Here is a 24,395-nt window from a genome sequence, read left to right as displayed (position 1 = left end):
GCGCATCAGTAGGATGCGCATAATTTAAATTAGTTCAATGTGCTTCGCACATATACTGTTTAAGAATGAAACATCATTTTTCAAACAGTAAACGCATTTTACTGCCTTCCCCTCTTTAAAATCGAGGTTTCAGCAGTAGAAATTAGTTACATGCGTCTTTAAGTGCTTTACCCGCTTTGAAGCCAGGTACTTTAGCTTCTGCGATTTGGATCTCTTCACCAGTTTTTGGGTTACGACCTGTACGAGCAGCACGAGTACGAACACTGAAAGTACCAAAGCCAACAAGTGCAACTTGGTCACCTGATTGTAGCGTTGTGCCAACTGCTTCGATGAAAGCGTCTAGAGCGCGACCAGCTGAAGCTTTAGAGATGTCTGCGTTTTCTGCGATTGATTCTACTAGTTGTGTTTTATTCACTGTTTTTCCCCTATGTGTCATCTGTGACTACTTCTCGATGACTGTACGTTCCATTTTGGTTTTAATTTAGCCGCAACCCTTATTGCAAAAGGGCTGCCGCTTTGATCAATAACTTAGCGTCCAAAAAAAACGCTGACAAGCCTTTTCGGGCCTATCAGCGTAATTCTTTACTTATTTTTGCTATGCATCACTATTTTTTCACGTCAAACTCGACCCCTGACGGATCTCGTTCTAGCGCTACTTTCAGTACTTCGTCAATCCACTGAACTGGGATCACCTTCAAGTCAGCGATTACGTTGTCTGGAATCTCTTCCAAATCACGCTCATTGTCTTTCGGAATCAGTACCGTTTTGATGCCGCCGCGGTGTGCTGCAAGCAGTTTCTCTTTCAAGCCACCGATAGGTAAAACTTCACCACGAAGGGTAATTTCACCTGTCATACCGACCTCAGCTTTCACAGGATTACCCGTTAAACTAGAAACAAGCGCAGTACACATTGCGATACCCGCACTTGGACCATCTTTCGGTGTTGCACCTTCAGGTACGTGAACGTGAATGTCGCGTTTCTCATAGAAATCTGAGTTAATACCCAGTTTTTCTGCACGAGAACGAACGACCGTCATCGCAGCTTGGATAGACTCTTTCATCACATCGCCAAGAGAACCGGTTTGCGTTAGTTTACCTTTACCCGGCATTGCTTCGGTTTCGATAGTTAGCAGATCGCCACCAACTTGAGTCCACGCTAGGCCTGTTACTTGACCAATACGGTTGCTCTCATCCGCTTTACCGAAGTCGTGACGTTGAACGCCTAAGTACTCTTTCAGGTTATCAATGTTAACCGTTACAGACTTAAGGTCGCTGTCTAGTAGGATGTTCTTCACTGCTTTACGGCAGATCTTAGAGATTTCACGCTCTAGGCTACGTACACCCGCTTCACGCGTGTAGTAACGAATAATGCCGATGATTGCAGAGTCTTCAATCTCAATTTCGTGAGGCTTAAGACCATTGCGCTTAACTTGCTTGTCCAACAAGTGGCTCTTAGCAATATTCAGCTTTTCATCTTCTGTGTAACCAGACAGACGAATCACTTCCATACGGTCCAGTAGCGGGCCAGGAATGTCCATCGAGTTAGACGTTGCTACGAACATAACGTCTGACAGATCGTAATCTACTTCTAGGTAGTGATCGTTAAACGCGTTGTTTTGTTCTGGATCCAGTACTTCAAGAAGTGCTGAAGATGGGTCGCCACGCATATCAGAAGACATCTTGTCGATTTCATCTAATAGGAACAGTGGGTTCTTAACACCAACTTTAGACATCTTCTGGATTAATTTACCCGGAAGAGAACCAATGTAGGTACGACGGTGACCACGAATCTCAGCCTCATCACGAACGCCACCTAGTGCCATACGCGTGTACTTACGACCTGTAGCAGCCGCGATAGAGCGACCTAGCGAGGTTTTACCTACGCCTGGAGGACCAACAAGACAAAGGATTGGACCTTTCAGCTTATTGATACGGTTCTGCACCGCCAAGTACTCAAGAATACGTTCTTTAACACGCTCTAGACCGTAGTGGTCTTCGTTTAAGATCTCTTCCGCTTTCGCTAGATTCTTCTTAACTTTTGAGCGCTTAGCCCAAGGAACGCCAACCATCCAATCGATGTAGCTGCGTACTACTGTTGCTTCAGCAGACATAGGCGACATCATTTTCAGTTTTTGCAGTTCTTGCTCGGTTTTTTCACGAGCTTCTTGAGGCATTTTTGACTCTTCAATCTTCTTCTTCAGAGTCTCGAATTCGTCTGGAGCGTCGTCCATCTCGCCAAGTTCTTTCTGAATCGCTTTCATTTGCTCATTCAGGTAGTACTCACGCTGAGACTTTTCCATCTGCTTCTTAACACGGCCACGGATGCGTTTTTCAACCTGCAGGATATCAATTTCTGATTCCATTTGGCCCATCAGGAACTCTAGACGCTCAGTCACATCTAGAATCTCTAGTACGTGCTGTTTGTCTACCAGTTTAAGTGGCATGTGTGCTGCGATGGTATCTGCAAGACGAGCTGCTTCATCAATCCCGTTCAGAGAGGTTAGAACCTCTGGTGGAATCTTTTTGTTTAGCTTAATAAAGCCTTCGAATTGATTGATCGCGCTGCGAACAACCACTTCTTGTTCTTTTTCGTCAAGTTCTGAGGTAACAACGTATTCGGCATCCGCTAGGAAAAACTCACTCTCTTTGAACTCGTGAATTTTTGCACGTTGCTGACCTTCAACAAGTACTTTAACCGTACCATCAGGGAGCTTAAGTAACTGAAGAATGGTAGCGACGGTACCTACTTTAAATAGGTCGTCAATTGAAGGCTCATCAGTGTCCGCTTCTTTCTGCGCAACAAGTAGTACTTGTTTGTTAGCTTCCATTGCCGACTCTAGGCAAGTAATCGATTTTTCACGACCAACAAACAATGGAATAACCATGTGTGGGTAAACCACTACATCACGTAGAGGTAGCACGGGGATTTCGATACGCTCGGAACGTTCCAAGTTCATATATTTCTCTCTTCCGCTTTAACTTATAAAGCAGTATATGGGGCTTAAACGACTGGATTCAATGGAAGAATAAAAAAAAGGAGGTAATTGCTTACCTCCTTTTTCAATTTGAGCGACTTGTCTAAAAAAGACCTACTCTGCACCAGCTGCTTGATTATCTGAGTTGCTGTAAATCAATAGTGGTTCTGACTCACCATTGATTACCGACTCATCAATCACAACTTTGCTTACATCAGTTGAAGATGGCAGTTCGTACATCGTTTCTAGTAGAACACCCTCCAAGATAGAACGTAGACCACGAGCCCCCGTTTTACGGCTCATCGCTTTCTTAGCAATCGCACGTAACGCGTCTTCGCGGAACTCTAGCTCTGTATCCTCTAGCTCAAATAATGCTGCGTACTGTTTAGTAAGTGCATTCTTTGGCTCACAAAGGATTTGGATTAGCGCTTCTTCATCAAGCTCTGTCAGTGTTGTCGTAACAGGCAGACGACCAATGAATTCTGGAATTAGACCGTACTTCACTAGATCTTCAGGTTCTACTTGAGTGAACAGTTCACCAATAGTTTTGGTTTCGTCTTTTGAACGCACTTCAGCGCCAAAGCCGATACCAGAACCTGTTTCTACACGCTGTTCAATCACTTTATCTAGGCCAGCAAATGCACCACCACAGATAAATAGGATCTTAGACGTGTCCACTTGCAAGAACTCTTGCTGTGGATGCTTACGGCCACCTTGCGGTGGAACAGAAGCAACTGTACCTTCAACAAGTTTTAGTAGAGCTTGCTGTACACCTTCACCAGACACGTCACGCGTGATTGATGGGTTTTCAGCTTTACGAGAAATCTTGTCGATTTCATCGATGTAAACAATGCCGCGTTCCGCTTTCGCTACGTCGTAATCACATTTCTGAAGCAACTTCTGGATGATGTTTTCAACATCTTCACCCACGTAACCCGCTTCGGTTAGTGTAGTTGCGTCAGCCATTGTGAAAGGAACGTCTAGGAAACGAGCCAGTGTTTCAGCCAGTAGCGTTTTACCACTACCGGTAGGACCGATAAGAAGAATGTTACTCTTACCTAGTTCTACGCCTTCAGCTGTCGTATCACCATTACGTAAACGCTTGTAGTGGTTATATACTGCAACTGCTAGCACTTTTTTCGCGTATTCTTGACCGATTACATAGTCATCAAGGTGCTCACGAATCTCACGCGGCGTTGGCAGCGATTCAGATTCTTTCTTAGGAAGAACATCTTTGATTTCTTCACGAATAATGTCGTTACAAAGATCGACACATTCATCACAAATGTAAACAGAAGGACCTGCGATTAACTTGCGAACTTCGTGCTGGCTTTTGCCACAGAAAGAGCAGTAAAGCAGTTTACCGCTACCACCCTCTTTGCTTTTATCTGTCATTCGCTAACCTCTTAGCCTTTACTCTCTATGGTTTGAGTGTATATCAATTTGCATCACTTTGCGTCAAACAATTGCCCTGCAATTATTGACCGCGGTGATTAAGAACTGAATCCACTAAACCGTATTCTACTGCTTGATCAGCAGACATGAAATTGTCACGATCTGTATCACGCTCAACAACTTCTAGAGGCTGACCAGTGTGCTCTGCCAATAGTTTGTTTAGCTTTTGTTTGATCGTTAGGATCTCTTGCGCGTGAATCTGAATATCAGACGCTTGGCCTTGGAAGCCGCCAAGTGGCTGGTGAATCATTACGCGTGAGTTTGGAAGCACGTGACGCTTACCTGGAGTACCACCCGCTAGTAAGAATGCACCCATAGAACAAGCTTGACCCATACATACTGTGCTCACGTTTGGCTTGATGAACTGCATTGTGTCGTAGATTGACATACCAGCTGTTACGCTACCGCCCGGTGAGTTGATGTAAAGGTAGATATCTTTGTCTGGGTTTTCAGATTCCAAGAAAAGCAGTTGAGCCACGACAAGATTTGCCATGTGGTCTTCCACTTGACCTGTTAAGAAAATGATTCGTTCTTTTAATAGACGAGAATAAATATCGTAAGAACGTTCACCACGGGAAGTCTGTTCAACCACCATAGGAACTAGTGCGTCCATAATCGATGGCATTGTATTTTTTTCTTGGTAGCTCATATTCTTATGTCCCTAAAATAAATGGCCCGAATGATAAAATCATACGGACCATTGTTAGCAGAATTGCTGACCGTACGTCAACCTTCTACGTCAGATATTACTATATTAAGCAGGTTGCTGATTCATTAGCTCGTTGAAGCTAACTTCTTTATCAGAAACTTGAGCTTTAGCGATGATTGCATCAATAGCTTGCTCTTCTAGAGCAACGTTGCGCATGTTGTTCATCATTTGCTCGTTTTGCTCGTAGTAAGCAATAACTTCAGATGGATCTTCGTATGCTGTAGCCATCTCTTCGATGATAGCTTTAACTTTCTCGTCGTCAGCTTTTAGCTCTTCAGTCTTGATTACTTCACCAAGTAGAAGACCTACAACTACGCGACGTTTAGCTTGCTCTTCGAACAGCTCACGTGGAAGTTGGTCAGCAGCTTCAGTGTTGCCACCGAAACGTTGAGCAGCTTGTTGACGTAGAACACCGATCTCTTGATCGATTAGAGCAGAAGGTACGTCGATGTTGTTTTCGTTAACTAGGCCGTCGATAGCTTGCTCTTTGATGCGGTTCTTAACAGCTTGCTTAAGCTCACGCTCCATGTTCTTACGAACTTCAGCTTTAAGACCTTCAACGCCGTCAGTTGCGCCGAATTTAGCAACGAATTCTTCGTTTAGTTCTGGAAGTTCACGAGCTTCAACTTTGTTTACTTTGATTGCAAACTTAGCTGCTTTACCTTTTAGGTTTTCAGCGTGGTAATCTTCTGGGAAGTTTACGTCGATTTCGAATTCCATACCTGCTGTTTTACCAACGATACCGTCTTCAAAGCCAGGGATCATGCGACCAGCGCCCATCTCTAGTGGGAAGTTCTCAGCTTTACCGCCTTCGAACTCTTCACCGTCGATAGAACCAACGAAGTCGATAGTTGCACGAGAACCAGCGTCAGCTGCAGTGTCAACTTCAGTCCAAGTTGCTTGTTGCTTACGTAGAGTTTCGATCATCTCTTCAACGTCTGCGTCTTTAACTTCTACTGCTGGTTTCTCAACAGTGATGTTTTCTAGACCTTTCAGCTCAACTTCTGGGTAAACTTCAAAAGTTGCGTTGAATACTAGGTCAGCGCCTTCGTTGTTTTCAACTGGTGCGAAAGTTGGTGCGCCAGCTGGATTGATTTTCTCTTTAACGATCGCTTCGATGAAGTGACGTTGCATTACTTCGCCCATCACGTCTTGACGTACTGCTTTGCCGTACATTTTAGCAACCATCTTCATTGGCACTTTGCCTTTACGGAAACCATCGAAACGACGGTTTTTCGCGATGTTGCGTAGTTCAGCTGTAACTGCATCTTCGATGTTAGCAGCAGGAACAGTAATATTAAGACGGCGCTCTAGGCCTTCTAGCGTTTCAACAGTAACTTGCATTATATAAACCTCAAAACTGGCTCAGTAATCTGAGCATATGAGCCGTAACTTGGCTTTAATTCAAAAGCCGGCGTTGTTGGCTGCATCCTTGTGTAGTGCTCTATCCGAACACCTAATTTAAAATCGAGCATTGATGTTTGAATTGATCATTCAACCAAACACCAGACTAATCAGCGATATCTTCATCTTCACATACTTGTTAAGAGCTAAGTTTTCACTGGCTAATAAAAAGCAGCGAAGCTTGTTTTCGGAAACAAGAAAGGTATCTCCGATTAGCCTCAGGACAGAAATTTTAGACGCGACATTCTAGCGATCTGTTTAATCTCTGTCGAGCCGTTCACCTCTGCTTGATGATGAATGCTCTAAATTCGTCCAACTAAATGATACAAAAACGTTCAGAACATCACTTAGCACAACAGAAATGGGGACAATAGCGACTTTTTCAAGGGAATCGAGGGCTTTTTTTGCTAAAAACCTTAAAAAGAGATCTTGCTCTTGTTTTACCCCTCAGAGTCGATAACTTTTTCAACAATCTCCGTTACAAAGCCTTAACCTAACTCCATCTACTGGCTCTCTATTTTCAGTAAAAACTACCGCTAATTACTGTGATGAATGAGAGAAAGCAGGCTTTATATTGTCGCCCCCGATTTAGCGGAGAACCAGCATGTTTCAAGCTTCGAGAATTCGTATCCTGTTATTGATCGCCTACAGCGTCTTAATGATCCTTGGTGGTCACTGGGTATGGAATACGAGCCATCAAAGTTTGTTAAATGATCACCAATCTAACTTAGACCGCTTTTCCGTCCACATTGCCAGCCAATTGGATAAGTTTGCCCATATCCCTGAGCTACTTTCGAAGGATAAAGAGCTGGTTGATGCCCTGCACTCACCAAGCAACACTGCTCAAATTGAACTCACCAATCGCTATCTAGAGCACGTCAACACTGTTATTCAGGCGTCTGACACCTATTTATTGGATAGCATCGGTACCACTATCGCAGCCAGTAACTGGAACCTAAAACATTCCTTTGTCGGGCGTAATTTCGCCTTTCGCCCTTATTACCAACAAGCCATTCAAGGGCATGAAAAACAGTACTTTGCTCTAGGTTCTACGTCAGGTAAGCGTGGTTACTATTATTCTTACCCTGTCTCCTATGCCGCTGAAATCATTGGTGTAATTGTGGTAAAAATGGATCTGTCTTCGATAGAAGCAAGCTGGCAAGGCAAACAGAGCTTTTTTGTCGCGGATGATAAAGACCAGATTATCTTTATGTCTAGCAATCCTGAATGGCTATTCAAAAGTCTTCAGCCTCTCGATAATGCACAACAAGCTCGCATTCGGGAGAATCAGCAATATCTCGATACCCAGATTGAAAGCCTTCACTTCTCTGGCGATCTAGAGGGCGCGACCAGCAGCATTCGTTCATCTCATCCTTTAGTTAGAGAAAAGTTTTTTACCTCTTCACGCTTTCTACCTGACCCTGGATTAACGGTCAGGGTCTTCTCCCCTACCTACTTGGTTTGGTGGGATTTGGTCGCCTACATGGTGGTATTAAGCTTAGTATTCGCGATCATTTATCTGGTCATCCAACTTAACCTTCATCGCCAGCACCGACGCGCACAGATAGACCGACTCCAGTCTGAAGCTAACCAAAAGCTTGAGTTTCAAGTGCTCGAAAGAACCTCTGAGCTGCATGGAGAGATCAAGCAACGTATCGAAACCGAGCAAGTATTGAGACATACCCAAGACGAGCTCATCCAAGCAGCCAAGCTAGCGGTATTAGGCCAGATGTCAGCCAGTATTAGTCACGAATTGAATAACCCACTCGCTGCCATTCGTAGTTATGCAGACAATGGGCGATTGTTTCTGGCCAAAGAGAAAACAGACCGAGTCGATGACAACTTATCACGTATCTCAGCACTCACCGATCGCATGGCGAAAATCAGCCACCAGCTTCGTTCATTTGCTAAAAAGTCGACTGCGGAAGAGCTGCATACCTTACAAATATTGCCCATTCTTCACTCCTCTAAAGAACTGATGAAGCCACAGTTCAAAAGCGAGCGAATTAACCTTAATGAGCTACCCGAAACCTTCGATGCCTGTGTACTCGCTAACGCCATTCAACTGGAACAGGTGATTATCAACTTGCTCACCAATGCTGTTCAGGCAATGGAAGACCAAGACGATAAGCAATTAGCCATCTTGTTAGAAATCAAAGAAACGGATGAGGCTCAAGATAACACGCTGCTGATTCACATCGATGACAACGGGCCTGGCTTTACGTCTTCATCAAGCGGTAACTTTTTCGAGCCTTTCCATACCACCAAGAAGAACGGGCTTGGGTTAGGTTTATCCATATCTCAGCAAATAATCAGTGGGATCAACGGCAAGCTCACGACAGGGACCAGTCCACAAGGTGGCGCTCGATTTAGCATCGAATTACCGCTTATCGAGCAATAGCAGCAAAGACGAAAAGAATAAAAACCAACATACTAAATAAAAAACAGACTGAGTGAGTCCGTTCAAATACGGGCTAACAAACTCAGCGATAATCAGCATAAAAGAGTAAAGGAATAACTATGTGTCACGTCTATTTCATTGATGATGAATCCGAACTAAGAATAGCGAATGAGCAGAGCTTTGAGCTCGCGGATATTGACGCCGAATTCTTTCCCGATGCGGAATCAGCTTTGCTCGCGATTCAAGAGAACGGGTTACCTCATGTGATCATTACCGATATCTGTCTACCCGGTATCTCTGGCCATGACTTGCTCAACACTGTCATGCATAAAGACAAAGAGATTCCCGTCATCATGATCACAGGGCATGGTGACATCTCGATGGCAGTGCAAGCGATTCAAGACGGCGCCTACGATTTTATCGAGAAGCCTTTTGCCAATGAGCGCTTAATCGAGACCACCAAACGCGCCATTGAAAAGCGCCAGCTGACCTTGGAAAACCTTGAACTCAAACGCTCACTCAAAGCCAGTAAAACCCTTGGACCAAGAATCATTGGTGATACTCAGTCCATGACTGAGCTTCGCTCTGTGATTACCCATGTCGCTGACACCAACGCCGATATCTTGTTATTTGGAGAGACAGGCACAGGTAAAGAGCTGGTCGCGCGCTCCCTGCATGAGCAAAGCAGCCGCAGAGAACAAAACTTTGTCGCTGTAAACTGTGGTGCCGTTCCTGAAAACCTAATTGAGAGTGAGCTCTACGGCCATGAAAAAGGCGCATTCACAGGTGCAGAGAGTAAACGCGTGGGTAAGTTTGAGTTTGCTCAGGGCGGAACCCTATTCTTGGATGAAATAGAATCTATGCCGATGCAAGCACAGATACGCCTACTACGTGTGTTGCAAGAACGCGTTATCGAAAGGGTGGGCTCAAACGGTTTGGTACCTCTGGATATCCGCGTCATTGCGGCCACTAAAGTCGACCTAAAGAAGGCTGCTGAAGAAGGCACTTTCCGCCAGGATCTCTATTATCGACTTAACGTTGTGACCTTAGATTTGCCACCATTAAGAAGCAGACAAGAAGACATCCCTGCCCTGTTCCATCATTTCTTGTTGGTCGCTGCCGCTCGCTATGGCAAAACCGCCCCTGCTCTACCACAAAGTGAATTACACGCCCTTTTAGCGCATGATTGGCCGGGAAATGTGCGTGAATTACGTAATACTGCAGAACGTTTTGTCCTTTTAGGTAAGCTTTCTCACCTATCAGACAACGCTAATACAACCGCCAAAGAAATGTCTTTGGCCGAGTTAGTATCAGAATTTGAAAAAAACACGTTAAAGCAAGTGCTTATCGAATGTAACGGTAGTATCAAAGAGACAATGGAAAGGCTGCAGCTACCAAGAAAAACCCTCTACGATAAGATGCAAAAACATCAGCTATCTAAAGAGTCATTTAAGGTAGAATCAAACTAAATTAGATTTGCGAGCAAGATCACCTATACTTAATTCAATAACAGGACGTTATGCAATAAATGTAATAAGGATATGGCTATGGGTGAGAAAACTAGAGTTCCTTCGATTAGCGATACTTTCGAGATAGATGGCATTTACTATACCGATGAACATCTCGACTTAAACATGCCAGAATTAGAAGCAAAAAGAGCGCTATACGAACAGATCAATCCTCATGTTAAGCGAGGAAGACATATAGATGAGGAGGTCTAACGACCTCCTCTTTTTTATGAATTAAATTCCATTCTAATAAAAAGCTAAAACAACTACTTAGTGATTATTTCCGGTCCCATCAAGGTGGTTGGTAACCATGTCGATACCCAAGGCACGTAAGTTACGATTATCAAGAACAGGAACATTACGCCAACCCAAGGCAGCGCCGCTTTGACCACATTCATCATCGACATCTTGGCGACACCCGCGGTCACAAATAGGTTAAGCCCAACAGGCGGTGTTATCATCCCTATTTCCATGTTCACCACCATCATGATACCAAGGTGAATTGGGTCAATACCGAGTGCTATAGCAATTGGGAATACTAGCGGAGCAACGATGATCAGAAGGCCTGATGGCTCCATGAACTGACCACCAATCAAGAGCAGTACGTTCACCACAATCAAGAAGGTGATCGGCCCTAAGCCCGCCGATAGCATAGATTCGGTAATCATCTGAGGAATACGTTCTTCTGTCAGCACGTGCTTCAAAATCAGAGCATTAGCAATGATAAACAGCAGCATGATCGTCAGCTTACCCGCATCATAGAGTGTGTCTTTGGTGTCTTTATGAAAGAAGGTTTGGAACACTTTAACCAGCGCTGGCTTGGTGTTGCTCTTATCCGCAAACGGCCCCATGTCTTTATAGATAAAGTTGGCAATAAAAAAGGCATATACCGCCGCTACTGCTGCTGCTTCTGTCGGGGTAAAGATACCACCGTAGATACCACCAAGAATGATGACGATCAGTAGCAACCCCCAGCTTGCGTCTTTAGCGGCTGCGAACATCTCACCCCAACCCACAAATGGTTGCGCTGGAATCTTCTTAATACGTGCTGCAATGTAGATAGCGATCATCAACATCACACCAGCCAACAAACCCGGGATCACGCCACCAAGGAACATACGACCTACCGATACATCGGTTGCCGCCGCGTATACCACCATTACGATCGATGGCGGGATCAAAATACCCAAAGTACCTGCATTACAGATAACCCCTGCAGCAAACTCTTTCGAATAACCGTTTTTGATCATACCTGCGATAACGATACTACCGATCGCCACTACCGTCGCAGGTGAAGAGCCAGACAACGCTGCGAACATCATACATGCCACAACCGACGCCATCGCCAAGCCACCGCGGAACCAGCCAACCATCGCGATCGCGAAACGAATAATTCGTTTCGCTACGCCACCAGTAGACATAAAGCTCGAGGCCAAGATAAAGAAAGGAATCGCTAACAATGTGTAGTGGCCAGCAAAGGCGTTAAACAGAGTTTGTGCGACCGATGCCAATGACGCATCTGAATGCATCAACAAAAACAGGATGCTTGATAAACCTAAGGAAATCGCAATTGGCACACCGACCAACATAAAAGCAATTACCATCAAAAATAGAAATAACATTGCCATGATTAGTCTTCCTTACCGTTAGGCTTTGTACCCGACGCGCTGGTCTTGTTGTTCGTAGTCGAATCCAATACTGCAGTCGCGTCTTCGTCAGAACCCGCAAGTACATCCGCTTTCAACGCATCCAACTCTTCTTCGGCTTCATGACCTGCAATCATGCGGTCGAGTTTGCCCGTCACAACTTGGTAAGCAACTTGAATGAATCGGAACGTTAGTAATGCCATACCAATCGGCAACGCCATGTAAGGGATAAAGCGTGGTAGTTTCTCGTATCGCTCACCTTCATTCAGCCAGTCAGCTAAGAACTGCAGCATCTCTGGCATTGGGATATCATCGGTTTCATACCATGCGCGATCAGTCGCGAATGGGTACCAATAATTCCATGAACCGATGAGAAGTAAGATTGAAAAGGCAAGACAGCTAGTGACGGCAATTAACGCGTACACTTTGCGTAGCTTTTCAGGGGCAAGGTTGATGATGACATCAACACCAATGTGAAAGTGTTTTTTAACGCCGTAAGAAGCGCCAACCAGTACCATCCATGCAAACATGAATACCGTCAGTTCCAATGCCCATAAAATGTTGTCATTGAACGCGTATCGAAAGACCACGTTCGCAAAAGTTAGTAGGGTCATTGCCCCCAGAAAGAAGGCTATTAAAGACTCTTCAATTAAATCGGTGACTCTTCCGACTTTGGAAAATAAAGACTGTTCCATTTGAGACTGTTCCATAAAATGCTCCGCTTATAATTGTTTTAATAAAGGGCAGCGGTAGGGAGCCGCCGCCCTATAGCGGTGTTATTGGTTTGAAGCTAATGCTGCATCGATAAGATCTGAACCGATGTCTTTTTCAAACTTCTTCCATACTGGTTGAAGTGCTGTTACCCATGCTTGACGCTGTTCAGGCGTCAACGTACGAACCTCACCACCAGCTTCGATGATGTTGTTTTTGTTCGCTAGGTTAACTTTTGAAGATTCAGCGTTACGAGTTTCAGAGACTTCTTGGACGATGGTGCCAAGCTGTGTACGTACATCTTCAGGTAGGTCTTTCCAGAAGTCGTTTGACGTTACCACTAGGTAATCCAAAATGCCGTGATTGGTTTCAGTCACGCCGTCTTGTACTTCGAAGAACTTCTTACCGTAGATGTTTGACCAAGTGTTCTCTTGACCATCGATAACCTTAGTTTGCAGGCCGCCATATACTTCTTTGAACGACATTTTCTGAGGGTTAGCACCTAACTGCTCAAACTGAGCTACCAATACGTCAGATGCTTGAACACGGAACTTCAAGCCTTCTGCATCTTCTGGGCTGATAAGCGGTTTGTTTGCAGACATCTGCTTCATGCCATTGTGCCAGAATGCCAAACCTTGAAGACCACGACGCTTCATTGCGTTCTTCAGCTTTTCACCAGATTCTGAGTTTTGGAAACGGTCAACGGCTTCTACATCTTCAAACAGGAACGGAAGGTCGAAAATGCGGTATTTCTTAGTGAACTTCTCAAATTTAGACAACGAAGGTGCCGCCATTTGAACATCACCATTTAACAGGGCTTCCAGTACCTTGTTATCATCGTAAAGCGTCGAGTTAGGGAAAACTTGCATACAAGCTTTACCATTCATTTCCGTGTTTACTCGCTCTTCAAGTAGAGAAGCAGCGATGCCTTTCGGGTGCTTATCCGTGTTAGTTACATGACTGAATTTAATCACGATTTCACCTGGGTCACAGTTTGCAGCAGCATTAAAACTGGTGAGTGCCAGAGCAGATACAGACAGCAGGGTAAGAGGCTTAAACATTATTATTCTCCTTAGTAAACAAAACAGCCCTTCAATGGGAACTGCGTGCTTTCACTAAGGCAATTAGCGCGCCATATTGACACAAATCATTAACAACCCTTTAACCATAAGGCTTGGTAATATCGAGCCGCTCATCAGGGAGCTCAGCCAATAATATTAATGGGTGGGAAATGACCCATAGAATATTTATAAATGGGTGAGAGTTGACCAAACTATCAATGATGAAATAGAGATTTAGAGGACAAATAGAGGTAAGGAGGAAAAATAAAGGCCACCACTTCGGTAAACAAAATGGCAGCCTTATATAGAGATTCTTTAGAGCTGGTTATCTCAATAGGATATTGAAATATTATCTGGAACAGATGATTACAAGTTCTGCATACGCTTTTTAAGTCTTGCTAAATCAATAGCACTTGAGCGTACTGTCAGCTTAATGCACTCGTAGTCGTACTCTTCCTTCACCACACTCATATTAGAGCGGATCTCACCGATGATGCCTTGTCCAGAATAAGGAATCGTAATCTCTTCTTCGATCATTCCTTGCTCAGCCACACCCACGATGTACTTGTGCAGTTTAGTGATATCGAGCGGGTCACGAGTCGAGGTCAGCATTGCATCAGGGAATTCGTCCATCAACGCAAGCTGCTGCTCTTCACTCAATCTATCGCACTTGTTGAGTACCAAGAGTTTTTCACTGCCTTCAACACCCACTTGCGCTAATACTTCATGTACCACATCAAGCTGTGCGCGGAATGAAACGTCAGAAGCATCAACCACATAAAGCAGTAGTGACGCGTCGTGTGCTTCTGCAAGCGTTGAGTGGAATGAAGCAACCAGATCATGTGGCAGCTTCTTGATAAAACCAACCGTATCTGACACTAGAATACGCGGCTGAGTGATCGGCTGAAGTGCACGAACTGTGGTATCTAGGGTTGCGAACAGCTTGTCTTCACCACTCACTTCGGTTGCGGTCATTGCACGCATCATAGAAGATTTACCCGCGTTGGTGTAACCAACCAGAGCAACAGTGAAAAGTTCCGAACGCTGTGTGCGTCGGTTCTTCATTTCATCTTGTACACTTACCAGCTCACGCTTAAGCGCAGCAATTTGGTCTCGAACTTTACGACGGTCAAGCTCTAGTGAGGTTTCACCAGCACCCTGACCCATTTGACGTTCTTTGTCACCGTCGGCTGTTTCACGAAGTCGAGGTACTAAGTAATTTAGACGAGCAATTTCTACTTGCAGACGTGCGGTACGAGTGCGAGCGTGGCGACTGAAAATTTCGATGATGATACCGGTGCGGTCAAACACTTCGACACCTAAGTGAGCCTCAACATTGCGTAGTTGAGATGGGCTCAAATCACAGTCAAATACCACAACATCAGCAGTACCAAACTCCACCTCTTCAGATGGCAGGTCATCAAAATCGAGTTCATCAATACCAGCATGAAAATCAAAAGACTCATCAATGAAGTCTTCGTCTTCCACTTCTTGAATCGAACCTTGGTAACCGGTTAGGTGAGCAATTTCTGCAAGCTTACCGGCACCCAATACGTTTTGTCGTTGGGTTGAACTGTGGTGTTGTGACTGAGTACCGACCACTTTAAACCCTAGGGTTGTCACTAATCGAGCAAGTTCAGCAAGAGACTCTTTTGCTTCGTCACCTTTAAAATCAGGTGTCGTAATAGAGATAAGTAGAGCGTTACTAGCGGAGGGTTTTGCTGTTAGTTTCATGTTTTATTCTGTCTATGCACAAAAGTGCACCTAGTATTAGGTCTAAAGTAGGGCGATCCTACGCTGTTCTCAGTCCGCTTTATAGAGCTAACCGTGACTAATTGGCGATATTATTTCAGTTAATCTACTTATCTCGTTTATCCCTCTGTTTTCATGAGGAAATAAAACGAGCTAAAACAACAAAAAGGCAGCATCACATTATCAATTACGAATTGGTGATACTGCCTTGCTCTAAGCTTAGCCTTTAATTGATCGACTGACTCAAAAACTAGAAATCAATTCTCGCTTCGGTCTGCGCATCAAAGAATACCGCCTTTGATAAGTCAAAATGCAGCGGTGCCATCTGCCCTACCGACACTTCAAATTCCGGCGATAAGCGACACGCCACTTCTTGGTCGTTCACCTTAACCATCGCAATCGTATCTGGCCCTGTCGGTTCTAGCACTTCCAATTGCAAATCCAGTTTAGTGGTTGCAGACAGATCATCGCCTTGCTGCTCAGTAATGTGCTCTGGACGCAGGCCAATCACAACTTCTTTGCCGTCTTGTTCACGCATGCTTTGTGGCAGACGAATATGGTGCTCCTGATCAGCCGTACCAATAACCTTGATTATCGGGTTCTGCTCTTCGTCGAGATCCACCATAGTCTTGATAAAGTTCATCGATGGTGACCCCATAAAGCCTGCCACAAACATGTTGCTTGGCTTAGTGTAGATCTCTTGTGGTGTGCCTAACTGTTGCAGCTCACCATCTTTCATTACTGCGATACGATCAGCCAGCGTCATTGCCTCGATTTGGTCATGGGTTACATAAACAATCGTAGTGTTGAGCTTTTGATGAAGGCGCTTAATCTGGTGGCGCATTTCCACACGCAGCTTGGCATCCAAGTTAGAAAGCGGCTCATCAAACAAGTACAGCTTAGGACGACGCGCCAGTGCTCGTCCCATCGCTACGCGCTGACGCTGACCACCCGATAGCTGCGATGGTTTACGATCAAGCAGTTGTTCGATTTGCAACATTTCAGCGACGCGATTCACTTCAGCATCGATCTCGTCCTTCGGCATCTTGCGGATCTTCAAGCCGAAGGCGATGTTGCCGCGTACCGTCATGTTTGGATATAGCGCATAGGATTGGAACACCATCGCGATGTCGCGGTCTTTAGGTTCAACCTGAGCCACGTCGACACCATCAATCACTATCTCACCCGAGCTAATGTTTTCTAGCCCAGCAATGGTATTCATTAGGGTGGATTTTCCACACCCCGAAGGGCCGACAAGTATCAAAAATTCCCCCGAATCGATACTGATGTCGATGCCCTTTAACGTTTCGTTGTCCGCGTTGCGATAGGTTTTACGGATCTGTTTTAAATCTAATGTTGCCATGGGTAATTATCCTTTTACTGATCCTGCCGTTAAGCCACGAACAAAGTATTTTCCTGCGAAGACATACACCAACAATGTTGGCAGTGCGGCGATGATCGCTGCAGCCATATCGACGTTGTACTCTTTAACGCCTGTGCTGGTGTTGACTAAGTTGTTTAATGCTACGGTGATTGGTTGAGTCTCTGAGCCTGAGTACACCACCCCGAACAAGAAATCGTTCCAGATTGCAGTGAACTGCCAGATCACCGTCACCATGATGATCGGTGTTGAGATCGGTAATAAGATCTTGAAGAAAATGGTGAAGAATCCTGCACCATCCAGTTTTGCCGCTTTGATCAATTCATCAGGAATCGAGATATAAAAGTTACGGAAGAACAGCGTCGTAAACGCCATGCCGTAGATAACGTGCACAAGTACCAGACCAACAGTGGTGTTTGCTAAACCCATCTTGCCCAGTACGGTCGCCATAGGTAACAACACCACTTGGAATGGAATGAAGCAACCGAATAGCAGCAAACTAAAGAACAGGTTTGAGCCACGGAACTGCCACTTAGTGACTACATAACCATTGAATGCACCCAGTAGCGTTGAGATAGCGACCGCAGGAATTACCATTTGGAACGAGTTCCAGAAGTAGCCTTTTACCCCTTCGCACTTCACGCCAGTACACGCGCTGTCCCATGCTTTGTACCAAGCATCGAACACCCACTCTTTGGGTAAACTCATCAAGTTACCCGCCTTAATGTCTGGCAAGGTTTTGAATGAGGTCAGTACCATGACGAACAGCGGCATTAGGTAAACCAAGCAGAAAAAAAGCAGCGCCGAATAGATAAACATTCGAGCGAAGTTGATGTTATTCATCATGACTTTTTCTCCCTAAGCTCTGAGTAAAGATAAGGCACCAGAATCGCTAAAATACCGGCCAGCATCATCATGGCACTGGCAGCACCTAGGCCGATTTGTCCACGTGTAAATGAGTGTGCATACATAAATAGCGCCGGAAGATCCGAGGAATACCCTGGTCCACCTGCTGTCATCGCCGTCACAAGGTCGAAGCTCTTAATCGCAATGTGAGAAGTTATGATCACCGCGCTGAAAACCACAGGTCGCAAGCAAGGTAAAATGATTTTGAGATAAATAGTGGGTAAGCTTGCCCCATCAATTTGTGCGGCTTTAATGATGGAGGAATCGATACCACGCAGGCCAGCTAAGAACATCGCCATCACAAAGCCTGACGACTGCCAAAGCGCGGCAATCACTAAGGTGTAGACCGCCATTTCAGAGTCGACCAACCAGTCAAATTTAAAGTCGGTAAAGCCCCAATCTTGCATCAATTTCTCAATGCCTAGGCCCGGATTCAAAATCCACTTCCAAGCGGTACCCGTCACGATGAATGACAGCGCCATTGGATATAAATAGATGGTACGAATCGCGCCTTCTTGACGGATGTTTTGGTCAAGCAAAATCGCCAAACCGATACCCAAGACGATAGCAATCACCATGAATAGGATCCCGAACACACCGAGGTTGGTGATTGAGGTGATCCAGCGATCGTTCTCCATCAGCTTTTCATATTGAGTAAAGCCAACAAAATTGAAGCTCGGTAGAAATCGAGAATTAGTAAACGACAGCGCTGCCGTCCAGAATATGTAGCCGTAGATACATACCACGGTCACCAACGCGGTCGGTGCCAACACAATCTTAGGTAACCAATGTTGTAACCTGTCAGCAAAACTGGGCTTTGGTGCAGGCTGGCTCCTTGTCGGTTTTGGAGTCGACTCAGTCAAAACATGCTCCATAACTTTTCCTTGTTGCACAATTGAGCCAATGGCTTACCTCTCGGCACCACATCAGCATCACGCATATCAGAATTGAGGTGAAGAGCGGATAGGCTCCCTACGAACCTACCCACCCTGGGGGTTTGCTACTAGACCAAATGAGATTAGATAGCGGCTTTTACTGCTTTCGCTAACTTAGCTGCTGCCTCTTTAGGATCAGCATCTTTCTCATTGAAGAAGTTGGTCACAACGTCATAGATAGCGCCTTGAGCATAGCTTGTCGTTGCTAGGCCGTGAGCCATACTCGGTACAAGGTCGCCAGATTCCGCACTCGCTTTAAAGGTTGCCATTGAATCCAACGCACATTGGTCGAACTTAGACATGTCCATATCAAGACGTACTGGAATCGAGCCTTTGTTTAGGTTGAAGACCTCTTGGAAGTCTTTAGTAAGAATAGTTTTCGCAAGATCTTGTTGCGCTTTTTGATTCTCTTTATCGCCTAGCTCGAAGAAGGCAAAGCTATCGATATTGAAGGTAAATTGGCCGTCAGTGCCCGGAGCTGGTGCACAGATGTAGTCTTTACCTGGCACTTTACCTGCCGCTGTAAACTCGCCCTTCGCCCAGTCACCCATGATTTGCATTGCCGCTTCACCATTGATAACCATTGAGGTTGCTACGTTCCAGTCACGACCTGGAGAGTTGCTGTCAATGTAATCACGCATCTTTTTGAACTTGGTGAACACTTCCACCATTTTGTCGCCAGATAACACGTCCATATCCAAATCAACGAACGCTTTGTTGTAATCTTCACTGCCAAGTACATCAAGTGCCACGGCCTCGAAGACTGTCGCGTCTTGCCAAGGTTGACCGCCGTGCGCTAGAGGGATGAAACCTGCTGCTTTGATCTTGTCTGCAGCGACAAAGAACTCATCTAATGTGGTTGGAACCGTCACACCTGATTTTTCGAGCACTTCTGGGTTTGCCCAAAGCCAGTTAACACGGTGAACGTTCACAGGAACTGCTACATATTCGCCGTCCCATTTCATCACTTTGGTAACAACCGCGGGTAGTAAGTCATCCCATTTTTCTTGTTTCGCGGTTGCATCGAGAGACGTTAGAAAACCTAAACCACCCCACTCCTGAATATCATGACCTTTGATCTGCGCGGCAGATGGTGGATTACCAGATACTGCTCGTGTTTTTAAAACGGTCATCGCACTTTCACCGCCGCCACCAGCAACAGCGAAATCTTTCCAAGTATGACCTTGTTCTTCAATCATCTCTTTAAGTACTGCTGCGGATTTAGCTTCACCACCAGCAGTCCACCAGTGAAGCACTTCCACTTCACCAGCTTGAGAAAATGTTGAGGCAGCAAGAAGAGATAGAGTAAGTAGGGTTTTATTGATTTTCATTATAATCTTCCATGTTTAGCGGACTCGACGCCCGGTTCAATAAAGAGTCTACTTATTCTGATTTATAAGATTGAAACAAAAGGTAAGCCCAATGTAACACAATTGTTACATTACACTTCTAGGCCACGTGGGATATAGACTTTGGCTTCTAAGCCACCTTGAGGGGAGTTGCGAATAATGAGATCTCCGCCATGTCCGTGCAGGATATTTCGACAGATTCCAAGCCCTAAACCGTGTCCTTGATCGTCGGTCGCAAGCCTAAAGTAGGGTTCAAACACCAACTCAAGTTTGTCTTCTGGGATTCCTTCGCCGTGGTCCTGAATCGTCACGATGACCCACACAGAATCGCTACTGATATCGACATTCGCGGATGTGCCGTATTTCACTGCATTATCGATAAGATTGGTCAGCACACGTTTAATCGCTAACGGCTTAGCGACTAACGGCTCAACTACGATGGGTTCAAACTCTACTAAGGTTTGATGCTGGTTATGCGACTCTATAACCGAAGCAACCATGTCATTAAGGTCAATAATAGCGTTGTTTTCGTGAAGGTCTGTATCTCTTACGGCTTGCAGAGCACCTTTGACCATCATCTCTAGCTCATCTAAATCCTTGTTAAACTTCTCTTTCTTAACTTCGCTTTCCAACAGCTCAGCTCTGAGTCTCAGTCGAGTGATCGGTGTCTTTAAATCATGAGAGATAGCTGAGAAGAGATGTTCTCTATCGGCCACATAACGACGAATACGCTGCTGCATGCGATTAAACGCCCGAGTCGCAGTGACCAATTCAGTCGCCCCCTCCTCGTTAAGTGGCGGCTGCTGGATATCCATACTCATCTCGTTAGCAGCCCTTGCGAGCTTTTTAAGCGGGCGCACTTGGCGGCGAATCATTAAGTAGGTCAACACCAGCAGAATCAACGTTGAAGAGAGCAAAAAGATCACCTGCTCACGACCAAGAATAGTGTCATCCAGTTTGACATAGGGTGCAGGCAACAGCGCCGCAATATAGACCCACTCATGGCTGGCTAGCTCGATTTGAACAACCAGAATTGGCGGATTAAGCGGCTCTAAGGTTAAGGTATGATGCGCCCACGATCGCGGGAGATCGCTCAAGTAGATATCATTTTTAAGCAAGCGAAGATGTTCTGGGCGAGAGAAATCGACACGAACTGACTCCACCTTATTAAGCTTGCTACTCAAGACACTCTCTATCGCTTCTATCGATGCGGTTTTCAAGCGGGTATCGGGGATTGGTTCAACAATCAAAGCCTCTTTATTGAAAGAGACGAAGAATCGCGTCCCGCCCATGTTACGAATTTGGTCTAAAACGATATGGCGATATTTGACGGGCAGAGACTGGAAGAAAGTCACTGTTGAGGCAAACATGTTCGCCATGCTCGATGAAGCGGAGCGAATACCCTCTAGTTCTTTTTGTTTGGATTCGCCATACCAAATCGACGTTGCAATGCCCTGAGCGATGACGACGGCTAGCAAGGTCAAAAGCAAGGTTCTAGCAACTAACGAGTTTGGCTTTAAACTTCTCAACCACTTCATACGGACTTCTTACTCAGTGCTCATACTGAACAGGTACAGCCAAGATATAGCCGTTACCACGCATGGTTTTGATGTAGTGCGGGTATTTAGCGCTATCTCCTAACCTGCTTCTCAAACGGCTTAACTGAACATCAATGCCACGCTCAAAAGGCAGTGCTTCACGTCCTCTGGTCGCAAAAGAAATAGTATCTCGGTCTAACACTTCGTTTGGGCGCGTAAGGAACAGCATTAACAGTGAGAAGTCACTGCCTGACAAATCCATCTCTTCAGCGCTTTCGTTGTGTGAAATTCTATGAGCGAGTGTATCAAGCGTCCAATCACCAAAGATGATCTGTTTAGGCAATGCATCACTAGGCTTGTCCTCCGTCACTTGAACACGTCGTAACAAGGCTTTAATTCGTGCCATTAATTGGCGGGGACTAAACGGCTTAGCGATATAGTCATCGGCACCAATTTCCAAGCCAATGATCTGATCGGTTTCATCCGACACTGCAGTCAGCATAATGATGGGCACATTGGAGTTTCTACGGACGCGCTGACACAGGGTAAAACCATCATCACCGGGAAGCATCACGTCAAGAAGTATCAGGTCAGGGTAACCTTGGCTCTTTAGGTGAGTTTCTAGTTCAACCCCATCTCCAACCGAAGAGACGTCGAAACCCGATTTTGTAAGGTACTCTTCCAGCAACTCGCGGATTTCTTGATCATCATCCACCACGAGAATTCGAGTATTTGTTGGCATCGCCCAAACCTATAAAATTTACAACTTATTCACATAGTGTATAGGCAGGTCGAGTATTTGATTATTGATATGTTTGTAAAATTAGAAGAACAAACAGATAGAGATCACAACTAAGCGACCGCTATCTGTTGGTTTTGTACTGGTAAGCCAATTTAAGACGAGCAACTAATCTCCATACCTTTGCCCCATTCCGGTGGTAAAGCAGCTAAGTATTCGTAATCAGGGTGCTCCGCATATGGGTCTGCGAGTACTACCATCAGAGCATCAACATCACTACTATCACCACGTTCGGCCTTTTCAATCGCAAGTTGAGCCAAATAGTTTCTAAGAATGTATTTAGGATTTACCTGCCTCATCTTTTCGCAGCGCTCTGTAGCTGAACTCTCCTCAAGTTCACAACGTTGCAAGTAGTTATCCAACCATAGCTTCGCTGCATCACGATCGATGACCAAATCAATGACTTCCTGAGCAGGCAAAGTGTCTAGGTTCGACAGAGTTCTAAAGAACCTTGGGTAATCGACTTTGTTTTGCGACATCAATTCGAACATAGACTCAAACAAGCGGCTGTCACCTTCTTGCTTGGAAAGCAGACCAAGCTTTCGACGCATCAGTTGGCTAAAATAACCGTTCATTTGTGGCTCGTATTGTTCCAATGCCGCCTCTAAATCAGCCCTTTCCACCAGCGGTGACAACGAGTGTGCCAATGCCGATAAATTCCACATCCCGATTCTTGGTTGCTGATTGAACGCATAACGCCCTTGGTAATCAGAGTGATTGCAGATCAAGCGGGGATCATACTCATCAAGGAAGGCAAACGGGCCGTAATCGAAGGTTTGTCCAATGATCGACATGTTATCCGTGTTCATCACCCCGTGAGCAAAGCCATTTGCTTGCCACAACGCAATCATCTCTGCGGTGCGATCAACAATTTGATTAAACATAGCAGCGTATGGCTTTTCTTCATCTAGGCACTCAGGGAAGTGCCACTCGATGACTCTGTCGGCCAACAATTTATGTTCAACCAACTGATTTGTGTAAAACAAGTGCTCAAAGTGACCGAAGCGGATATGTGATTCTGCAGCACGCACCAGCAGTGCACCCCATTCTTGCTTCTCTCGGTAAACCGGCGTGTCACTGGTCATCATTGCCAATGCACGAGTCGTTGGGATATTAAGCCCCGCCATCGCTTCACTGCACAAATACTCGCGCACAGTCGACCGGATAACCGCGCGCCCGTCACCCATGCGCGAATACGGTGTTTTCCCCGCACCTTTTAGGTGTAAGTCGAACGTTTCGCCACTTTTAGCGACAACTTGAGCTAACAACAATCCTCTTCCGTCGCCCAAATCAGGGTTATAAGCACCAAACTGATGGCCTGCGTATTTCATCGCTAACGGAGAAAATTGCTCTGGTTCCACATTGCCAGATAAGGTATCCAGTAATTCTTCTGAAGCGCTCTCAAATGACGGAAAGCCGAGTTCAGTCGCAAGGTTTTGATTCCAGGCGAGCCATTGGACATTGCTTAACGGAGTTGGTTGGATTGGGGTATAGAACAGTCGAGGTAATGCAGTAAATCGATTGTTAAATGAAATAGAATCCCAGACAGACATGAGAGATACACTGTAAATAAAAGATAATTTAAGATTATCACAGTTTAGTAACAACTTCAGATGAGGTTACACGATTAGCTTTGTGCGAAAGTTGGCTTTGTTGCCCTATGAAATGTAATTTTACTAAGAAGAAGGACGCGTTTAGGAAAAGGTTAAGTGGCTAAGCTGGTGAGAAAAGCCACATTTATAGGAGGAAGAGTTCTAACTTTAAAAACTTTTTTACAAATATGTTCATAATGAAAAGTGGAAATATAGAGCCATTTAGCTGACTACATTAGAGCAAGAATACCCACTAGAGAAAGGGTAGAGAAA

Annotated in this window: 19 protein-coding genes and 1 pseudogene; 3 read left to right on the top strand and 17 right to left on the bottom strand. The window is 45.2% G+C overall.

All coding sequences use genetic code 11. The features are described 5' to 3' along the window. Positions 1 to 142: 142 nt before the first annotated feature. From OCV52_RS04505 to OCV52_RS25570, 6 genes and pseudogenes are all read right to left on the bottom strand, one after another. Entirely contained in the window at positions 143 to 436 is a 294-nt protein-coding gene (locus OCV52_RS04505) for an HU family DNA-binding protein (RefSeq protein WP_012604504.1), read from the bottom strand. A gap of 169 nt (positions 437 to 605) precedes the next feature. Then, positions 606 to 2,957 (bottom strand): endopeptidase La, encoded by a 2,352-nt coding sequence (lon, locus tag OCV52_RS04500; RefSeq protein WP_137407321.1) that lies wholly within the window; start codon positions 2,955 to 2,957, stop codon positions 606 to 608. A gap of 132 nt (positions 2,958 to 3,089) precedes the next feature. After that, a complete protein-coding gene (gene clpX / locus OCV52_RS04495; RefSeq protein WP_137407320.1) occupies positions 3,090 to 4,370 on the bottom strand; it encodes an ATP-dependent protease ATP-binding subunit ClpX in 1,281 nt (426 codons plus the stop codon). Positions 4,371 to 4,452: 82 nt separating this feature from the next. Continuing rightward, complete coding sequence (gene clpP, locus OCV52_RS04490) at positions 4,453 to 5,079, bottom strand: ATP-dependent Clp endopeptidase proteolytic subunit ClpP (RefSeq protein ID WP_004736080.1); 627 nt, start codon at positions 5,077 to 5,079, stop codon at positions 4,453 to 4,455. Positions 5,080 to 5,184: 105 nt separating this feature from the next. Beyond that, complete coding sequence (tig, locus tag OCV52_RS04485) at positions 5,185 to 6,483, bottom strand: trigger factor (RefSeq protein ID WP_004739926.1); 1,299 nt, start codon at positions 6,481 to 6,483, stop codon at positions 5,185 to 5,187. Between the two features lie 318 nt (positions 6,484 to 6,801). After that, positions 6,802 to 6,984 (bottom strand): annotated as a pseudogene (locus OCV52_RS25570) (hypothetical protein); the annotation flags it as partial. Positions 6,985 to 7,147: 163 nt separating this feature from the next. On the opposite strand from OCV52_RS25570, the gene OCV52_RS04480 reads away from it, so the two are divergent. From OCV52_RS04480 to OCV52_RS04470, 3 genes are all read left to right on the top strand, one after another. Continuing rightward, positions 7,148 to 8,944 carry a sensor histidine kinase gene (locus tag OCV52_RS04480; RefSeq protein WP_137407319.1) on the top strand — a complete coding sequence of 599 codons (1,797 nt, stop codon included), beginning with the start codon at positions 7,148 to 7,150 and terminating at the stop codon, positions 8,942 to 8,944. A 119-nt stretch (positions 8,945 to 9,063) separates the two neighbouring features. Then, positions 9,064 to 10,413: a sigma-54-dependent transcriptional regulator gene (locus tag OCV52_RS04475; RefSeq protein ID WP_102425022.1), complete on the top strand. Its 1,350-nt coding sequence runs from the start codon at positions 9,064 to 9,066 to the stop codon at positions 10,411 to 10,413. A gap of 78 nt (positions 10,414 to 10,491) precedes the next feature. Then, a complete protein-coding gene (locus OCV52_RS04470) occupies positions 10,492 to 10,665 on the top strand; it encodes a hypothetical protein (protein WP_170222435.1) in 174 nt (57 codons plus the stop codon). 53 nt (positions 10,666 to 10,718) lie between these two features. Here the strand turns inward: OCV52_RS04470 and OCV52_RS04465 are convergent, their stop codons facing one another. The 11 genes from OCV52_RS04465 to OCV52_RS04415 all read right to left on the bottom strand — a co-directional run bounded on the left by OCV52_RS04465 (position 10,719) and on the right by OCV52_RS04415 (position 24,083). Further along, the gene (locus OCV52_RS04465) at positions 10,719 to 12,080 is read right to left on the bottom strand and encodes a TRAP transporter large permease (protein ID WP_008218377.1); all 1,362 of its coding nucleotides are present in this window, start codon (positions 12,078 to 12,080) and stop codon (positions 10,719 to 10,721) included. A gap of 2 nt (positions 12,081 to 12,082) precedes the next feature. Further along, positions 12,083 to 12,808, bottom strand: coding sequence for a TRAP transporter small permease (locus OCV52_RS04460; protein ID WP_061033665.1), 726 nt, complete (start codon positions 12,806 to 12,808; stop codon positions 12,083 to 12,085). A gap of 66 nt (positions 12,809 to 12,874) precedes the next feature. Continuing rightward, on the bottom strand, positions 12,875 to 13,870 hold the full coding sequence (locus tag OCV52_RS04455) for a TRAP transporter substrate-binding protein (protein WP_128161586.1): 996 nt from the start codon (positions 13,868 to 13,870) through the stop codon (positions 12,875 to 12,877). A gap of 366 nt (positions 13,871 to 14,236) precedes the next feature. Further along, positions 14,237 to 15,604 carry a GTPase HflX gene (gene hflX, locus OCV52_RS04450; protein ID WP_137407318.1) on the bottom strand — a complete coding sequence of 456 codons (1,368 nt, stop codon included), beginning with the start codon at positions 15,602 to 15,604 and terminating at the stop codon, positions 14,237 to 14,239. 268 nt (positions 15,605 to 15,872) lie between these two features. After that, on the bottom strand, positions 15,873 to 16,985 hold the full coding sequence (locus OCV52_RS04445) for an ABC transporter ATP-binding protein (protein ID WP_137407317.1): 1,113 nt from the start codon (positions 16,983 to 16,985) through the stop codon (positions 15,873 to 15,875). 6 nt (positions 16,986 to 16,991) lie between these two features. Beyond that, positions 16,992 to 17,849 carry a carbohydrate ABC transporter permease gene (locus OCV52_RS04440; protein WP_008218366.1) on the bottom strand — a complete coding sequence of 286 codons (858 nt, stop codon included), beginning with the start codon at positions 17,847 to 17,849 and terminating at the stop codon, positions 16,992 to 16,994. Further along, on the bottom strand, positions 17,846 to 18,784 hold the full coding sequence (locus OCV52_RS04435; protein ID WP_137407316.1) for a carbohydrate ABC transporter permease: 939 nt from the start codon (positions 18,782 to 18,784) through the stop codon (positions 17,846 to 17,848). The genes OCV52_RS04440 and OCV52_RS04435 overlap by 4 nt, the downstream gene beginning before the upstream one ends. Before the next feature lie 143 nt (positions 18,785 to 18,927). Beyond that, complete coding sequence (locus OCV52_RS04430; RefSeq protein ID WP_137407315.1) at positions 18,928 to 20,175, bottom strand: ABC transporter substrate-binding protein; 1,248 nt, start codon at positions 20,173 to 20,175, stop codon at positions 18,928 to 18,930. A 110-nt stretch (positions 20,176 to 20,285) separates the two neighbouring features. Then, positions 20,286 to 21,731 (bottom strand): ATP-binding protein, encoded by a 1,446-nt coding sequence (locus tag OCV52_RS04425; protein ID WP_150897803.1) that lies wholly within the window; start codon positions 21,729 to 21,731, stop codon positions 20,286 to 20,288. Positions 21,732 to 21,744: 13 nt separating this feature from the next. Then, on the bottom strand, positions 21,745 to 22,473 hold the full coding sequence (locus OCV52_RS04420; RefSeq protein WP_137407313.1) for a response regulator: 729 nt from the start codon (positions 22,471 to 22,473) through the stop codon (positions 21,745 to 21,747). A 152-nt stretch (positions 22,474 to 22,625) separates the two neighbouring features. Further along, positions 22,626 to 24,083, bottom strand: coding sequence for a protein adenylyltransferase SelO (locus OCV52_RS04415; RefSeq protein WP_137407312.1), 1,458 nt, complete (start codon positions 24,081 to 24,083; stop codon positions 22,626 to 22,628). Positions 24,084 to 24,395 lie beyond the last annotated feature (312 nt).

This window comes from Vibrio chagasii (genome assembly GCF_024347355.1).
Lineage (GTDB): Bacteria > Pseudomonadota > Gammaproteobacteria > Enterobacterales > Vibrionaceae > Vibrio > Vibrio chagasii.
The sequence above is the reverse complement of the archived record's forward strand: the minus strand, read 5'-3'. Positions and strand labels throughout refer to the sequence as shown.

Bases quoted from the DNA above. Each gene is read 5' to 3' on its own strand.
- OCV52_RS04465 (WP_008218377.1), bottom strand. From the start codon at position 12,080: ATGGCAATGTTATTTCTATTTTTGATGGTAATTGCTTTTATGTTGGTC.
- OCV52_RS04455 (WP_128161586.1), bottom strand. From the start codon at position 13,870: ATGTTTAAGCCTCTTACCCTGCTGTCTGTATCTGCTCTGGCACTCACC.
- OCV52_RS04460 (WP_061033665.1), bottom strand. From the start codon at position 12,808: ATGGAACAGTCTCAAATGGAACAGTCTTTATTTTCCAAAGTCGGAAGA.
- tig (WP_004739926.1), bottom strand. From the start codon at position 6,483: ATGCAAGTTACTGTTGAAACGCTAGAAGGCCTAGAGCGCCGTCTTAAT.
- clpX (WP_137407320.1), bottom strand. From the start codon at position 4,370: ATGACAGATAAAAGCAAAGAGGGTGGTAGCGGTAAACTGCTTTACTGC.
- OCV52_RS04420 (WP_137407313.1), bottom strand. From the start codon at position 22,473: ATGCCAACAAATACTCGAATTCTCGTGGTGGATGATGATCAAGAAATC.
- hflX (WP_137407318.1), bottom strand. From the start codon at position 15,604: ATGAAACTAACAGCAAAACCCTCCGCTAGTAACGCTCTACTTATCTCT.
- OCV52_RS04480 (WP_137407319.1), top strand. From the start codon at position 7,148: ATGTTTCAAGCTTCGAGAATTCGTATCCTGTTATTGATCGCCTACAGC.
- lon (WP_137407321.1), bottom strand. From the start codon at position 2,957: ATGAACTTGGAACGTTCCGAGCGTATCGAAATCCCCGTGCTACCTCTA.
- OCV52_RS04415 (WP_137407312.1), bottom strand. From the start codon at position 24,083: ATGTCTGTCTGGGATTCTATTTCATTTAACAATCGATTTACTGCATTA.
- OCV52_RS04505 (WP_012604504.1), bottom strand. From the start codon at position 436: ATGACACATAGGGGAAAAACAGTGAATAAAACACAACTAGTAGAATCA.
- OCV52_RS04470 (WP_170222435.1), top strand. From the start codon at position 10,492: ATGGGTGAGAAAACTAGAGTTCCTTCGATTAGCGATACTTTCGAGATA.
- OCV52_RS04435 (WP_137407316.1), bottom strand. From the start codon at position 18,784: ATGGAGCATGTTTTGACTGAGTCGACTCCAAAACCGACAAGGAGCCAG.
- OCV52_RS04425 (WP_150897803.1), bottom strand. From the start codon at position 21,731: ATGAAGTGGTTGAGAAGTTTAAAGCCAAACTCGTTAGTTGCTAGAACC.
- OCV52_RS04440 (WP_008218366.1), bottom strand. From the start codon at position 17,849: ATGATGAATAACATCAACTTCGCTCGAATGTTTATCTATTCGGCGCTG.
- OCV52_RS04475 (WP_102425022.1), top strand. From the start codon at position 9,064: ATGTGTCACGTCTATTTCATTGATGATGAATCCGAACTAAGAATAGCG.
- clpP (WP_004736080.1), bottom strand. From the start codon at position 5,079: ATGAGCTACCAAGAAAAAAATACAATGCCATCGATTATGGACGCACTA.
- OCV52_RS04445 (WP_137407317.1), bottom strand. From the start codon at position 16,985: ATGGCAACATTAGATTTAAAACAGATCCGTAAAACCTATCGCAACGCG.
- OCV52_RS04430 (WP_137407315.1), bottom strand. From the start codon at position 20,175: ATGAAAATCAATAAAACCCTACTTACTCTATCTCTTCTTGCTGCCTCA.